This window comes from Leptospira kmetyi serovar Malaysia str. Bejo-Iso9 (assembly GCF_000243735.2).
In the GTDB taxonomy this organism is placed as follows: Bacteria; Spirochaetota; Leptospiria; order Leptospirales; family Leptospiraceae; genus Leptospira; species Leptospira kmetyi.
The window spans coordinates 2,681,121-2,696,143 of sequence record NZ_AHMP02000003.1; the positions used below are offsets into that span (position 1 = coordinate 2,681,121).

Here is a 15,023-nt window from a genome sequence, read left to right on the forward strand (position 1 = left end):
CCCAATAGTTAAAACCATTGAGAAGAGATGTCAAGCGTACAAAGAAAACTAACCCCCCGTCTTATCCTCTTCTCTCGATTTTTTTAATCTCGGCAGTTCTCCGATCGCTACGGAATACCAAATCGTATTCAAAGAATGTTGATAATACGCCTTTCGATACGCGATTTCCGAATCCAGAAAAGAAGTCTCCGATACGAGAAGTTCGAGCCGGGATGCGGTTTTGAAACTGAATCCTCTTCTTTGACTGCTGAGATTGGATTCCGCGGAATTCCGAGCCTTTGCATACAATGATAATAACCGCGCCGAGTTTAAGGAACTTTCATACGCCTTTCGAATTTCGTCCGAAGCCACGCGTTTCGCCTGCGACAACTGAAGTTCCGCTTGTCTTACGGCGGATTCCGCCTGTTTGACGCCCGCGGTGATCGTTCCCGCAGACAACAACGGAACGTTGACCGACAACTGCATCGTTATATCCTTGTTCGGAGTCGTGTTGTGTTCGGGAATCGTATAATAATTGTTTAATGTCACCGAAGGCAAATGTCCGCCCCAAGCCTTTTTCAAATTGAGCTCGGCCATCTTGAGATTTTCCTTCGCCGCGATCACGTCGTATCGTTTTGCGATTCTTTCCTCGGGCAAAAGATTGTGCGGAAGCGTAACCGCCTCCCTGGGAATCGCAAGTTTCAATCCGCCTTCTCCCGCGCCTACGAGACTTTCTAAGGCCATCTCCGCTTGTTTGAGTTGATATTTAAAATCTTCCAGACCCGCTTCGGATCTGGAAAAATCGGCTTCGGCCCCGCTTAAATCGGCTCTTGTAACTCTGCCCAAGGAGAAAAGTCTTCTGCGTTCCTGGATCGTTTTACGAACCAGATCCGTTTTCTTTTCTTCCAGAAGAATGACTTCCTTTAACTGTAGAACATTATAATATGCTTGTGCGATTTCCAGATAAAGACGTCCGGATTCGTATCGAGCCTCGTTCATTCTTACGTTGGTAAGAGCGCCCGCCGCTTTGTAAGTCGTATATTGACTGACTCCGTTCAGAATCGGAATCGTCAAAAGCAATCTCGTTCCCGGTCCGACCGTAGGTGGCAAACTGCTGGACGAACTTCCCGTATACGGATTCGGGTCGGTATAATAAGGATTAAAGTGAGAATTCGGTCCCGGAATCCGATAGAACTTGTTGTAAACCAAGGACAACGAAGGAAAGAAAGAAGCGAAAGCCGCCATCTTTTGAGAATCCGCTTGCTGAATCGCTTCTTCTTTAAGCGCGATTCTTTCGGTTCTTTCCACCGCGTAAGAATAGAGTTCGTCTACGGTCAGTTCCTGTTCCGGAGAAATGTTTTTGATCTTTTCCGTAGTAACGCCGGTAACCTCTTCCAAACGAGGTTCTACGATCCCGTCGTTCGTTCGTATCGTGGAATCGTCCGTACATCCGGACAGAAACAAAAGCGGCAACGCAAATTGAATTATAAAACTTTTATATTCTATTTTTTGAATTTTCTTTGAAGTCATTTTTTGATTTTTTTATGTTTGGAAGCGTGTTCCTGCGCGAATTTGTGCGCCGGTTCTTGAATCGGCTTGTGCATCGGTTCGGGAAAAACGATCGTGGGCGACTTTGCCGTAGTTCCGACCTCTTCCTTCTTTTCCTTTTCCCCGAGATAATACGCCGCCGGAACCACCAAAAGCGTGATCAAAGTGGAAAGTGTCATTCCTCCCAAGATCGTAACCGCCATCGGAATTCTCGTTTCGGCTCCGGGACCCAAGGCCAAAGCGGGAGGAATCGCGGCGGCGATGGAGCTGAAAGAAGTCATAAGCACCGGTCTCAATCGGATCGGACAACCTTCCTTGATCGATTGTCTGATATCCTTTCCCGTGGATCGAACGTGATTGACGAACTCTACGAGAAGAATCGAATTCTTTTTCACCAAACCCAAAAGAAGAATCAATCCGATAAAACTGTACATATTGAAGGATTGTCCGAACAGATAAAGAGCGACTAACGCGCCCGTAAAACTGAAAGGCATCGCCAAAAGAATATACAAGGGTTGTTTTAAACTGTTGAACTGGCTCGCGAGAATCATATACGAAAGAAGAATTCCGAAAAGCAACGCGACGGTCAGACTGTTTCCCGATTCTTTTGCGGTTTTGGCCGAGCCGGTCACCGCGACGGAATAACCTTCGGGAAGAATCGACTTCGCTATTTCCAAGGCCTTTTCCGTGGAAGCGGTTTGTCCCAAAGCGGGCGGAGGATTTCCGAAAACTCGAATCGCTCTTTCCCGGTTGATCCGAGTGATCGTTTTCAACGCTTCCTTTTCCTGAATGCTGACTACTTCTTTAAGTTTTACGAATTCTCCGAACGTGTTTCGAACGCTTATGTCCGGGAGAACGGCGATCGATTCTCCCTTGTCCTTTTGAATCTTAACGCGAACATCGTAACTCCGACCATTTTCGGTAAAACGACTTACGTTTTTTCCGCCCATCAGCGTTCCGACCGTATTCCCAACGTTCGCCATACTCACGCCTCGAAGCGCCGCGGCTTCGCGATTGGTAACGAGTCTAAGTTCCTTTTGACCCGCGACGTAATCCGTATCGACGTCCAACACAACCTTACTTTCTTTCAATTTTTCTAATATTTGAACGGAAAGCGCGGACAACTTCTGCCAATCCGGACCGGTTAACACGAGTTCGACGGGATAACCTCGTCCCGCGGAAAATCCCCTTTGAGAAAGATCCTGCACCGAAAAGGTAGCTTCGGGAACGAGTTCCTTGAGATCCTTTCTTAAAATTCCGAACAAGGCGCCTTGTGTGATTTCCCTTCCGGTCTTCGGATTTTTCGGTCGATGACCCATCTCCTTCATCGTAACGAAGAACATGCCCGTATTGGCCTCGGTTCCTCCGAAGCCGCCCACGTTGGAAATATATTTTTCGATTTCCTTTCTTTGGATCAGATATTGTTCCACGGTTTTCATCACTTCGTCCGTTCTTTGCAGGGAAGAACCCAAAGGAAGTCTGGCTCGGATGATAAAACGGCCCATATCCTGAGGCGGAATGAATTCCTTTTTTAAAAGAAAAAAGAATCCGAGGGAAGCGACGAACAACGCAGTCGATCCGAACACGATCCAACGCGGATAATTTAATACGAAGTCGATCGAACGTCCGTAGAGATCCGTGCTGTAATCCAAAAATCTTTCGATATAAGGATCCATTCTTTTGAAGATCGAAACCTTAGAGACCCAAAGATTCCAGGTTTCACGCGCGTTCACCGAAAACACGGAAGAAAGAAACGACTTCCTTCCATTCTTAACCTGATCCTCGGAATATAAGGAAGCGCGCATCGGAGTAAAACTCAAAGCCTCGAACAAGGAAAGAAGAACCGAAACGGAAATCGTAACTCCGAATTCCAAAAAGTATCTTCCGATGATTCCTTTCATAAACGCTACGGGAAGAAAGATCGCAACGACGGCTAACGTGGCCGCGAGCGCGGCGAAACGGATTTCGGAAGCTCCTTCCAAAGCTGCGTCGAACCAGGACATTCCCATCTCTCGATGTCGCGTAATATTTTCGAGAACCATAATCGCGTCGTCGACGACGATCCCGGTCGCAAGAGAAAGGCCCAACATCGTAAACGTGTTGATCGTAAATCCAGCGAAGTATAAAAACAAAAAGGTTCCGATTACGGAAGTAGGAATCGCAAGAAGAACGTTACCGGTGCTTTTCCAATTTCCCAAAAACAATCTACAAACAAATCCGGTAAGAATGGCCGAAAAGATCAGTGTGAATTCGAGTTCGTTTACGCTGTCTCGGATATAACCCGTGTTATCGTTCGACACGGTAAGATCGTAACCTTTCGGAAGTTTCGGTTTTAATTCCTTCACCTTCGCCTTGATCAGATCTCCGACTTCGACGGCGTTTGCGCCTTTTAGTTTTTTGATTCCGATCGCTACGGCGGAGACTCCGTTGAATCGGGAAATTCTTCTTACCTCGCCTAACCCGTCTTCTACGATCGCGATGTCCTTAAGACGGATCGATCGGAAAAGCGGAGAACCGCTTCTCGAATTCAAGAAAATATTTCCGAACTGTTCCGCGGTGGGAACCTCGCCCACGGCGCGGAGACTGATTTCGCTCGTTCGATTCTCCACTCTTCCCGAAGGAACTTCGAGATTCTGTTCCTTCAAGGTGTTGACGATATCGTCCACGGCGATTTCGCTTCTGGAAAGTTTAATCGGATCGAGATAAACGTTGATCGTTCGATCCACGTAACCGCCGAGAATGATCTCGCCCACTCCCGAAATTTTCTGAAACTTATCCTTCAGAAAATCTTTCACGAAAAGCATCTTCTCCTTTTCGGTTTTGTCGACCGCGGTTACGGAAACCCAGATGATCGGGGTGTCGTCCGGATTCGATTTCGTAATTACCGCGGGATCCAATTCTTCCGGAAGTTTATTGGACACTTGCGCGAGTTTGGTTTGAATCTCCTGCACCGCAACGTCCACGTCTCGGCTTAACTCCAACTCGACCGTGACGGTCGCGGAACCGTCCGAAGAAATCGATCGCACTTCGGTTACGCCTTCGACGGCCATCAAAACTTCTTCGATCGGATCGACCACGTCGGTCTCCATCACCTGCGCGTTGGCCCCGACGAGAGTAAGAGAAACGTTAACCACGGGAAAGTCGACGTCGGGCATCTGAGAAACGCCCATTCGCGAGAATCCGACCGAACCGAACAGAATGATCGCGGCCATCATCATCCAGGAAAAGATCGGATTGCGTATAGATACTGCGGAAAGCAAGGCAAACCTCTTTGGAATTTAATAAGAACGAAGATCTAAAACGAACTTTGAATATAGGTCCGACCTGATTTTTCAGCCTCGGGTCCTATTTTTTATCCTAGGTTCCATCGTTTTAAGTATAGAATCTTGAACAATTAGCTCATTATTTCACAGAGTCGGAAATTATAATACATATTTCCTTAAAAAAAACGGAATCAACACAATTCGGTTTTCATCCGAAGCCCGTCCATAGATTTTTACCGCTCGATCCGGACTTCGTTCTTTCGAATAGACTAAACGCCGTTAGTAATTCCTATAAATAGAATCCAATAAATAACTTATAGACGACACGTAACTCGTTATCGAAGCGTTCGAATCGTTTTAAAAAAATCGAAATTTATTTTAAATCATTCAGTAAATTTCTTTCAATTCAATCTTTTCGTCCAATACTATGCGACCGGGTTCATCGGGGAAAAAACGATACGCATCTCGTTACGTCCATGAAAAAGAACGATATTTTTTCCACAGACCATCCTACTGCGAACGGAAAAGCGGACGATCCGCTTCGAAGTTCCTTTACGAAGAATCTAATCGGTAAAAAACAAAAGCTCGGAATTCGTACGAGAATCTCCGTTATACTCGCCGCCCTTTTATCCGTGGGTGCCCTTCTCGTAACCACGATCAATTCCGTCGTCGCTTATCAAAGACTCAAACAGGAAGCGGAATCCGGAGCCAGACTCGCTTCGGAAAAATACACGAGAGAAATATCACAGTTTTTGAATGTAGGTTTGGGAGCGGTTCGAGGTTTCAAATCCGTTCTGGAAAAAACGAGACCGAACCGACCCATGTTGGTGGAAGCCTTCGGAGGATTTCTTCATATCCAACCCGACTACTTCGGAGTTTGGGCGGTATTCGAACCGAACGCATTCGACGGTTTGGACAATTCTTATAGAAACGCGAAGGGGCACGACGCTTCGGGAAGATTCGTTCCTTATATCAATCGCGCCTTGGACGAAGATAAACTAGTATATGAGAATTGTGTAAACTACGAAGATCCCGGACCCAAAGGACTTTATTATTCCGTTCCGAGACAAACTCAAAAGGAATTTCTCACCGAACCGACGAGTTATCTCGTTTCCGGAAAATCGATTCTGATGGTTTCGATCGTCGCTCCCGTTTTTAGAAATTCGAAATTCGCCGGAGTCGTCGGAGTCGACGTCACGATCGAAAGAATGCAGACTAAGATCGGATCGATTCGTCCGTTCCGAAATCAGGGTTACTTGGCTTTTCTTTCCCCGGACGGTTCCTTTGCCGCAAACGGAAAAGATCCTTCGACCGTTGGAAAACAAATCGCCGAACCTTCGGAGAGAAAAAGAATCACGGACGGAATCGCCTCGGGTCAACCCTTTCTAGAAAACAAGGACGGTTTTACGCATTATTATTATCCGGTTTTATTGGGAGATTCTCCGAGACCCTGGGCCGTTCGAGTATCCATTCCGGATTCATTATATTCAGGAGATCTAATTTATCTTTGGTTCATCTCCCTCGTATCGACCTTCGTCATTCTCGGAATGATCCTTCTTACGCTCAGATTCTCCTTTGATCGATACGTTCTCAAAGGACTTTCCAAAGCGATCGCGTATTCCGAACAGATCGCAAAAGGAAATCTTTCCGCAAGGGCTCATTATCCGAGAGAGGATGAAATCGGCGCGCTTCTCGGCGCGATGGATAAGATGCGCGAGGATCTTTCCATGTATCTCGAGGAAAGAATCGCGACACAGGCCGCGCTTCGGGAAAGCGAAGAGATCCGAAAAAGAAACGAACTCATTGAAGCGCAGAAAAAACATCTGGAAGAAGCTCTTGAAAATCTGAGAAAAGCGCAGAACCAACTTCTTCATTCCGTGAGAATGGCGACGCTCGGACAACTTTCGGCGGGGATCAGTCACGAACTCAACAATCCTCTCGGCGCGATCAAGGCTTCCAATCAAACTCTTCTCGCTTCCGTTCCCAAAATGAGATCCATGCTTCCCGAGGTTCACTCGATTCTTTCCCTCGCTTCTCCCGAAGAAAGAAAACTTTACATTTCCTTTATAGACGCTTGTAGAAAAGGAGATTCCGGAATCGCCGGTCTCGAAGTGAGACGAAGAAGAAAAAACATCAGCAACACTTTGAAAGAATGGGACGTGCCGAACTCGGACGCATTAGCCGACACCATTGCTGATATGGGAGTCGAAAATCTTTCCGAAACGTACAAACCTTTGTTTCAAATGTCCAATCGCGAAACTCTTTTGGAATATATCTACTTGGAGGAAATCTATTTTCGAAATTCGGATACGATCCGCGTTTCTGTCGATCGAGCTTCCAAAATTCTTTTCGAGCTGAGAAATTATTCCGAAGCCGGAGACGAAAGTGCGGCTAAGAAGGTCCATATCGAGGAAACCCTGGAAACGGTTTTTACGGTGTATCAGCACTATATCCGACGAGGAGTCGATCTTACTCGATCCATCGACGAGATTCCGCCCGTTCTTTGTGTTCGGGAGGAAATCGTTCAAGTGTGGACGCATTTGATTTTCAACGCGTTGCAAGCGATGCAGTTTAAGGGAAAACTTACGGTTCGTCTTTTTCAACGGGAGAAGGAAGCCATAGTGGAAATAGAAGACAACGGACCCGGAATTCCGGACGAGATCCGCGACAAGATATTCGAACCTTTCTTTACGACCAAGGACGCGGGAGAAGGAAGCGGACTCGGACTCGATCTCGTTCGTAAACTTCTCGATAAAAACGAGGGAAGAATCGAATTTATCAGCGAACCCGGAAAAACCGTCTTTCGGGTATTCCTTCCTTTAAATTAGAATTTCAGAATATACTTTATAATCAAGAACGGTTCAATTCCTCCAAACAGGAAATACAAAGACAATCGTTATAATCTTCCTTAAGGCGTTTACGAACTTCTGGAGAAAGACTTACGGAAAAACAATCGCAGGCGTGGGCCGCCGCGCCGCAGGAGAACGTTTTCCCGCAGCGTTGACAGGGCTTTTGAACGATTCCGGTTTGGGAGAATTCAGTCATAGACATACATTCAAAAAATCGAATTCGATTACACGTCCCAGGAGTAATGAAAGAATTCTTGATCCTTGACGAACCCGATCGACTCGTATAATTTCTGAGCCGGATGATTGTCGAAAGCCGTGGATAAAGCGAGATACTTTGCGCCCGTTTCTCTCGCAAGAGAACCCGCTTGTTGGATCAGAGCTCTTGCGCCGCCTTTTTTACGATGCGCCGGACGAACAAAAAGATCGTTTAAGATCCAAGTGCGTTTCATCGACAAGGAAGTGAAAGAAGGATACAATTGCGTGAATCCGCAGTATTCGTTCCCATCGAGAAAGAGATAGATTTTGGATTCTTCATTGAGAATTCTTTCCTCGATGAACTTCGTGGCGCTCGCCAAATCCGAATCCTTTTTATAAAACCGACGATACTCGTCGAACAACTGCGCGATTTCCGGGAGGTCTTGAATCTGGGCTTCTCTAATTTTCATCGTTTATTTTCAATTTTCCTAATAGAATCATTTTGAAAAAGCCCGCTCGATTCAAGCGTAAATTGTGCGTTTCGACTTCGCATTAATTTACGAAACTCTTCCATTTCCCGGAAAGTTTTCCTTTGCGTAAAAGATGGATTTCTCCCAGTTCCGCCATTACCTTTTCGCTTTGAGTCGGTCTGTAAAAAACGAAATCGTTCGGATAAAGGGAAGTTTTAAAAGATCCGTTTAGGATTCCCTGGTTGGTACTCGCGCCGAACAAGGAATTATCCTGAAGACCCGAAGGAGATTCTTTCTTTGCGGAAAACGCGCCTCCATATGTGAAATAAGTTAATTCCTGATTTGGATCCCAAAGAGGAAATAAAAAGGAAATCGATTCCAAAAACGGAATTCGAGTTCCCTCCAAACGTTTTAAAATCGGAGCCGCGATAAAAACGGCCGGAGAATGTTCGTCCAAACTTACTACGTCGAAATCGGTCGGTTTTACAAGCGCGGAACCGACAGAAACGTCGTTGACGATCCCGTTTCCGAACCGCTGATAAAAACGATAGGTTTTACTTCCTCCTCCGTTGAACACCAAATCCTTTTGAAAAAATTCCGGAAAAGAATCCTTCGAGTCTTTTATAAATTTTGAATATACTTCCAAGGACTTCCGCAAAGAATTTTCGATCGCCTGAATCTTATCTCCGAAAACCACCGGTACCGAAGCTACATGAGGTTCGTATCCCATAAAACCCGCGAACTCAATACGGTTTCGATTTTTACGGATCAACTCAAAGGAAGAATGTAAACTCTTCGAATCCGAAAAGCCGCCCCGATGAAGACCGATGTCGATCTCGAAATTTACGGAAAGTTTCAGATTCTCCTTTTTCGAAAACTCCAAATATTCGTTGAGCCGTTCCTCCGTGTCGATCAGCCATTGAATCTTTTGAAATTCCCGGGCGCCGCTTTTCGAATAAATGTCCGCCAAAGCGTTTACGGGCATGGGTTTCCCCAAAAGAATATTATAATTCTTGAATTCTAAATCCGACAAAAGCATCGTTATATCCCCGGAATGAAACACCATCAATCGATCCGTGTCCGTCGCACGAACGATGTATCGTAGAAGTTCGAGAGAAGGAAGGGACTTAACGACAACGCGATACCGCAAAGGGGATTTCAGATTTTGTTTCAACAACTTGAGATTCTCATCCAAACGATCCAAATCCAAAAGAACGATCGGCTTTCCCGGTCCGTTGGCTTTCAGTTCTTCGTTTAAATTTTGAAAATAGGGAGAATAGGGTTTGCCCTGATCCTTGGGTTTGATCGCGCCTAACGCGAGTAAGAGTAAAACAACACTTCCGATTCCGATCGTCTTCTTGTTTATGAATTTCATTTTCGTATCCCGTTCCCGATGGAGAATTAAGAATTAAACTCGCCGGTTTACAACTCTTTTTACAAAAGAACGCACTACGTTTCTTAGGAACGAACGACTCCGTTTAAGATTGAATTCAAAGTGGAATCGATGATTTTTTCCAAGGTGCGTTCTTCTATAATTGCCTGGGGAATTTGTCTTCCGTTTGTAAGAACCGCAAAACCGTGAACCAAACTCCAAACCGTAAACGAAAGACCGTATGTGTCCTCCGATTTGAACAGACTCTTTTGTTGCCCGTCTTCCAAAATTCGAAAAAGACCCATGAAGGCCTCTCTTCCGATTTGTTCGAGTTCTTGCGGTGCTTCCTCTTCGCAGTTCAGCGCGCCTCCGAACATAAGCTCGGTTCTTCGAGGATGCTTCAACGCCAAGAGCACATAACGTCTCCCTGCGGAACGAAGTCTTTCGATCGGATCATCGCTGCTTTCCCAAGCGAGACGCATCTCGTTCGCGAGATCGGAAAAACCGCGCGCGGCAAGAGTGAATAAAAGATCGATCTTTCTCGGAAAATGTCTATAAGGCGCGGCGTGACTTACTCCCAAATCCGCGGCGATGTCCCTAAGACTCAAACCTTCGATTCCTTTTTTTTCCAAGATCTCCTCGGATTTAAGAATGATCGCCTTTTTGAGATCGCCGTGATGATAAGCCTCGATCGTCTCTTTTTTGGAAGATTTCTTTTTGGGGCCGATTTTTTTTTCCATAAAATGTTGCCAGTGACTACTTTTTATGTTGACAGAGCCAACATTTGATGTTTACAGTGGTAACATGAATTCCGGACGGGTCAAGACCCTTTTAGGAGGAACCATGAGAATTTTAAACAAAGTCCTTTCCGTTTCCAGGACCAACCCTTCGCTTTTTTGGAACGGTATAATCAACGTGATCAGTTTATTCGTATTGATTCCGGCGGTTTTTATCGACGAAAGAACGGTCACAAATTCTCCCGTTTGGCTAAAACCGATTAAGTTCGCTGTTTCGATCGGAATGTATTCCTTTACATTGGTGTGGATTCTTCAGTTTATCGAAGGAAGGGAAAGAACGATCCGAAATATCTCCCGGGTGATCACGATCATGTTGATCGTGGAGAATGTCGCGATCTTCGGACAGGCTTATCGCGGAGTTCCGAGCCATTTTAACATCACAACTCCTCTCAACGGTTTCATTTTCAGCCTGATGGGAACGAGCATTTCCATATTATGGATCTTTCATGTAGTTTTAGCGTTTTTGCTAATTCGACAAAAATCCGAAAACAAAGCGCTTATGGAATCTCTTCGTTGGGGAATGGGAATCGCCGCAATCGGAATGATCTTGGGATTTTTTATGACCGTTCCAAGGCCGGAACAAATCGAAGCGATGAAAGCCGGAATCCTCGAAGCGAACGGAGGGCATACGTTCGGCGCAAACGACGGCGGTCCGGGACTTCCCGTCCTCGGTTGGAGTACGATCGCGGGCGACATGAGAATTCCTCATTTCGTCGGAATCCACGCGATGCAGCTGATCCCGATGATCGCTCTTATATTAGGAAGTCTTAAAATATCGCAATCGATTTCCGTAAACGTAATCCGGAATTTTTCGATCTTCTTTACCGGATCGATTTTGGTTCTCGCTTTTCAGGCTTTAAGCGGAGAATCGCTTTTACGACCTTCTATTGGAATCGGAGTCGGACTTTCGACCTGCGGAATCGGGATGTTGTTTAGTTTTTTGATTCCGCTTTTTTCAAAAAGAATCTACAATACGTCAATCAAAGGAGTGTAAAATGGAGCTTTCCCTTCTATTTAAAATAGCAAACAACGTCGCGCTCGCGGGTTGGGTCTTATTGATCGTTGCGCCGAAATGGAAACATACGAGGTTGGTTACGACCGGTTTTTTAGGAACGCTTCTTTTCGGAAGCGTTTATACAATTTTACTAATATTCAGTTTTGGTAAAACGCAAGGAAACTTCGGTTCTTTGGAGGGGGTTACTTTGCTTTTTCAGAATCAAACCGTTCTTGTCGCGGGTTGGATTCATTATCTCGCGTTCGATCTTTTCGTGGGAACGTGGGAAAGCGCAAACGCAGAAAAGCTCGGAATCTCGCGCTGGCTTGTGATTCCTTGTCAGATCGCTACGTTTATGTTCGGACCTTTCGGATTACTAAGTTATCTGCTTCTCAGAACGATTCTTAGAAAACCGATCTTGATCGACCAGCCGTTCGAATAGAACGGCTTCTTACCTCTCAGCGATTCTTTAAAACTTTACGAAGAATTTCTCTGGTTTCCGGATGTGTCATCACCTGATAGTGGGAAGTTTCCAACAAACGATAGACACGCGATTCCGGATTCGGTTTTTTACGATACACCTTGTCGCTTAACAAAGTAAGACTCGGCTTCTCGACGATCCCGTCTCCGATCCAGGAAGACCATTTGGATTCTTCCTCGGTGACGAGACTGTAAATCTGAGTCGCATTAATATCGTCGAGTTCCCCGAAGTAGGAATCGTTCGTATATCTTTTGATCTGATCGTTGTGAACCCAATCCTCTTCTCTGATAATTCCGTGGGAAAGATCCTTGATCGCGTCGCTTCTTTGGTTCCCGATAAAACCCACGATGCTCACCGGAAGAATCGGCAAAGATTCCGCTCCGAGCCCGAGCCAAAAGCCGATCTTCTCGATATAAGATCCTCCGTCCGGAGAATTGATCACAAGAGCGTGGCGGATTTTTTTCGGAAAGGGAGAATTTTTCGTCCTCGCCTGATACAAAGCGCTTCTGAAAATCAGACCGCCCTGACTATAAGCAATGACGTCTAACGTTTTATCTTTCAATTCGAGAGAATTCAGAAGATTCTCCACAAGCTCGAGCATAAGCTTGGCGTTCGTGGAAAGATGAATTCCCGGATTAAAACGAAGATAAATCGGATAATAACCGCATTCTTTCATCGTATCGGACAAAGGAACTTCTCCCTTCGCGTTCCAAAGCCCTTCGTCGCAGAACAAACCTGGAATACAAAGGATCAAGTTCGGAAGTTTGGAATTCTTCCAGTCCATTAGAATTTCTTGATATTCTACGTCCTTTCCGTCCAAACGAAAAGACGCTTTGATATGCGAAGTCGTAACGAGCCCCGCAAAGGATTCTCCCACGATGCTGGATACGGGAATATTTTCGAAAAGAGTTCGTTTAACAACGATGTCCGCATTCTCAAGAGCGTCTAACGCGACGTGCATCGCCTTAGCGGTCGAAGTCAAAGCCTGGGTCAGACCTTGTTCGGTCTTTTGACCCGCGTTTCTTAACGATTCTCCGGACTTGGAAAGAAATTCGGACAAACTCGTGTTCTGAATCAAAGGCGCGTCCGAAAGCTGAGAAAGTTGTTTGGAAGTCCAGTCGAACGACTCGGTAAGAATCGAACGAACGCCTTCCAAGGTTCCCACCGAAGTGTCCTTCGCAAGTCGAACCAACAACTTACTCAGATCCATGCTCGGTTGTGTGGGTTTGTAAGGCATTTCCTTTTCTCCTTTCATCGCCCGCGAAGGATAACACGAAAACCGCGATGAGTCAACGGATAAAATTCTTTTTCAAGATCGAAGAAGAAGCGAAGTGACTTGATCTTACGATTCTTTATGTTCCTATGGCGACATGCGGCTCCTATTGATTCAACCGCCGGTCGAGGATTTTTACGATACGGATATTCGATTGCAACCGATCGGACTTTGTTATCTCAAAGGAGCCGTTCAAAAATTCTTACCCGATGTGGAAGTAATCATCCGCGATTTTCATCGAGGACTCGGGAACAAACTCGCGGGAAGGAGAACGGTTCCGATTCCGAGCGAACTCAAATACTTAAAGGACTATTATCCCGTTCCCGATAAAAGTCCGTTCTCAACGTTTTTTGAATATTTCCATTTCGGCGCTTCGTACGAAAGTATCGCGAACGAAGTTAAGGAGTTACAACCGGATCTAGTCGGAATCTCTTCGTTATTCTCCCCTTATTACAGAGAGGCGTTAAAAACCGCCGAGACGATTAAAAAAGTTTTGAACGTTCCCGTTTTGATGGGAGGTTCTCACGTTTCCGCCTGTCCGGAGTTGATGTTGTCGGATCCGAACGTGGACTTTATCATTCGGGGAGAAGGAGAAAAGCCGCTCTGCGATTTTCTTTACGAGTTTCAAAACGAGAAACGTTATGCGCTCGTTGATTCTCTCGGATGGAAAGAACACGGAAGACTGAACTTAAACCCGATCGGCGAGAATTTTTCCATACAAGAACTTCCTCCTCCCGATCTATCCTCTTTGTCCAAGGAACACTATCTTTTCGAAGGAAAGCCGATGCGTTTTATCATAACTTCGAGAAGTTGTCCGCATCGCTGTAGTTTTTGTTCGGTTCATACCACTTTCGGAACCAAGTATAGAAGAAACACGGTCGAGAACGTATTAAACGAAATCAAGGAATCGTATCGATTGGGTTATCGAGTTTTCGATTTTGAAGACGATAACCTAACCTTCTTTCGTCCCGAAATGAAACGCCTTTGCGAAGAATTGATCAATGCATTTCCGAACAAGGACGTTCAATTCGTCGCGATGAACGGAATTTCCTACATCAGCTTGGACAGCGAACTTCTTCATCTGATGAAGGACGCCGGTTTTACAAATCTGAATCTCGCGTTAGTCAGCTCGGACAAACTCGTTCGGGAAACAACCAAAAGACCGCATACGATCGAAAAATATCTTCAGATCGTTCAAGAAGGTTTCGAACTCGGATTTCAAATCACATCCTATCAAATCCTGGGACTTCCGATGGAAACTTTGGATTCGATGATGCAAACGCTTCGGTTTAACGCGAGACAACCTGTATTGATGGGTGCTTCTCTTTTTTATCTGACTCCGAATTCTCCGATCGCGAGCGGTTTTCCGAAAAGAAGCGAATCCGATATTTTTCTTTCCCGATTGACTTCGATGGCGATTCCTTCCGAACATTTTCAAAGAGAGGAAATTTATTCCCTTTTTATCGTAACCCGAATTCTGAATTTTTTAAAAAGCGCGCCCGTTCCAAAAGAGGAAACCGTTTCGCTCCATGACATTTTAAGAATATTAGAAAATTCCGGAATTCGATCCGCGCTCGGCGTTTCCCTTTTCAAAAAACTCACGGACGAAAAAATTCTTTACGCTTCCACAAACGGAGAATTCTTTCGTTTGAATAAGTTTCGTTACGAGGTTTTCGAGAAAGTGTTTTCGGAATTGGATTTTATAACCACGCTGAGCGGAGGAAGAATCGATCTTCAAGATTTAAAGGAATCAGTTTCTTCCAGCGCGAACGATTCCAAACTCGATTTTCGTCCGGTCTGAT

10 protein-coding genes and 1 pseudogene are annotated in these 15,023 nt (G+C 45.4%); 4 read left to right on the plus strand and 7 right to left on the minus strand.

Annotated elements, in window-relative coordinates; all coding sequences use genetic code 11:
* Positions 1-48: 48 nt before the first annotated feature.
* Positions 49-1,446, minus strand: a pseudogene (locus tag LEP1GSC052_RS15015) (TolC family protein); the annotation flags it as partial.
* 59 nt (positions 1,447-1,505) lie between these two features.
* A complete protein-coding gene (locus tag LEP1GSC052_RS15020) occupies positions 1,506-4,787 on the minus strand; it encodes an efflux RND transporter permease subunit (RefSeq protein WP_020986176.1) in 3,282 nt (1,093 codons plus the stop codon).
* A 479-nt stretch (positions 4,788-5,266) separates the two neighbouring features.
* On the opposite strand from LEP1GSC052_RS15020, the gene LEP1GSC052_RS20755 reads away from it, so the two are divergent.
* Entirely contained in the window at positions 5,267-7,618 is a 2,352-nt protein-coding gene (locus LEP1GSC052_RS20755; RefSeq protein ID WP_020986761.1) for an ATP-binding protein, read from the plus strand.
* Between the two features lie 22 nt (positions 7,619-7,640).
* Here the strand turns inward: LEP1GSC052_RS20755 and LEP1GSC052_RS15030 are convergent, their stop codons facing one another.
* The 4 genes from LEP1GSC052_RS15030 to LEP1GSC052_RS15045 form a co-directional block, all read right to left on the minus strand.
* Positions 7,641-7,841, minus strand: coding sequence for a cysteine-rich CWC family protein (locus LEP1GSC052_RS15030; protein ID WP_040913059.1), 201 nt, complete (start codon positions 7,839-7,841; stop codon positions 7,641-7,643).
* A gap of 22 nt (positions 7,842-7,863) precedes the next feature.
* Positions 7,864-8,304 carry a GNAT family N-acetyltransferase gene (locus LEP1GSC052_RS15035; protein WP_010573431.1) on the minus strand — a complete coding sequence of 147 codons (441 nt, stop codon included), beginning with the start codon at positions 8,302-8,304 and terminating at the stop codon, positions 7,864-7,866.
* Between the two features lie 82 nt (positions 8,305-8,386).
* Positions 8,387-9,679: an alanine racemase gene (locus tag LEP1GSC052_RS15040; RefSeq protein WP_010573430.1), complete on the minus strand. Its 1,293-nt coding sequence runs from the start codon at positions 9,677-9,679 to the stop codon at positions 8,387-8,389.
* Positions 9,680-9,762: 83 nt separating this feature from the next.
* Positions 9,763-10,416 carry a TetR/AcrR family transcriptional regulator gene (locus tag LEP1GSC052_RS15045; protein WP_020986598.1) on the minus strand — a complete coding sequence of 218 codons (654 nt, stop codon included), beginning with the start codon at positions 10,414-10,416 and terminating at the stop codon, positions 9,763-9,765.
* A 103-nt stretch (positions 10,417-10,519) separates the two neighbouring features.
* Between LEP1GSC052_RS15045 and LEP1GSC052_RS15050 the strand changes: the two genes are divergently transcribed.
* Both LEP1GSC052_RS15050 and LEP1GSC052_RS15055 read left to right on the plus strand, forming a co-directional pair.
* Entirely contained in the window at positions 10,520-11,467 is a 948-nt protein-coding gene (locus LEP1GSC052_RS15050; RefSeq protein ID WP_020986312.1) for a hypothetical protein, read from the plus strand.
* 1 nt (position 11,468) lies between these two features.
* On the plus strand, positions 11,469-11,909 hold the full coding sequence (locus LEP1GSC052_RS15055; RefSeq protein WP_010573427.1) for an ABA4-like family protein: 441 nt from the start codon (positions 11,469-11,471) through the stop codon (positions 11,907-11,909).
* Between the two features lie 16 nt (positions 11,910-11,925).
* On the opposite strand, the gene LEP1GSC052_RS15060 is transcribed toward LEP1GSC052_RS15055, so the two are convergent.
* On the minus strand, positions 11,926-13,185 hold the full coding sequence (locus LEP1GSC052_RS15060) for an esterase/lipase family protein (RefSeq protein ID WP_010573426.1): 1,260 nt from the start codon (positions 13,183-13,185) through the stop codon (positions 11,926-11,928).
* A gap of 133 nt (positions 13,186-13,318) precedes the next feature.
* Here LEP1GSC052_RS15060 and LEP1GSC052_RS15065 point away from each other — a divergent pair, with 133 nt between their 5' ends.
* Positions 13,319-15,022, plus strand: coding sequence for a B12-binding domain-containing radical SAM protein (locus LEP1GSC052_RS15065; protein ID WP_040913060.1), 1,704 nt, complete (start codon positions 13,319-13,321; stop codon positions 15,020-15,022).
* Position 15,023: the final 1 nt, after the last annotated feature.

What these genes read in the sequence shown, in the direction of transcription:
- LEP1GSC052_RS15065 (WP_040913060.1), top strand. Translation starts at nt 13,319, where the DNA reads ATGCGGCTCCTATTGATTCAACCGCCGGTCGAGGATTTTTACGATACG.
- LEP1GSC052_RS15040 (WP_010573430.1), bottom strand. Translation starts at nt 9,679, where the DNA reads ATGAAATTCATAAACAAGAAGACGATCGGAATCGGAAGTGTTGTTTTA.
- LEP1GSC052_RS15060 (WP_010573426.1), bottom strand. Translation starts at nt 13,185, where the DNA reads ATGCCTTACAAACCCACACAACCGAGCATGGATCTGAGTAAGTTGTTG.
- LEP1GSC052_RS15045 (WP_020986598.1), bottom strand. Translation starts at nt 10,416, where the DNA reads ATGGAAAAAAAAATCGGCCCCAAAAAGAAATCTTCCAAAAAAGAGACG.
- LEP1GSC052_RS15050 (WP_020986312.1), top strand. Translation starts at nt 10,520, where the DNA reads ATGAGAATTTTAAACAAAGTCCTTTCCGTTTCCAGGACCAACCCTTCG.
- LEP1GSC052_RS15035 (WP_010573431.1), bottom strand. Translation starts at nt 8,304, where the DNA reads ATGAAAATTAGAGAAGCCCAGATTCAAGACCTCCCGGAAATCGCGCAG.
- LEP1GSC052_RS20755 (WP_020986761.1), top strand. Translation starts at nt 5,267, where the DNA reads ATGAAAAAGAACGATATTTTTTCCACAGACCATCCTACTGCGAACGGA.
- LEP1GSC052_RS15030 (WP_040913059.1), bottom strand. Translation starts at nt 7,841, where the DNA reads ATGTCTATGACTGAATTCTCCCAAACCGGAATCGTTCAAAAGCCCTGT.
- LEP1GSC052_RS15055 (WP_010573427.1), top strand. Translation starts at nt 11,469, where the DNA reads ATGGAGCTTTCCCTTCTATTTAAAATAGCAAACAACGTCGCGCTCGCG.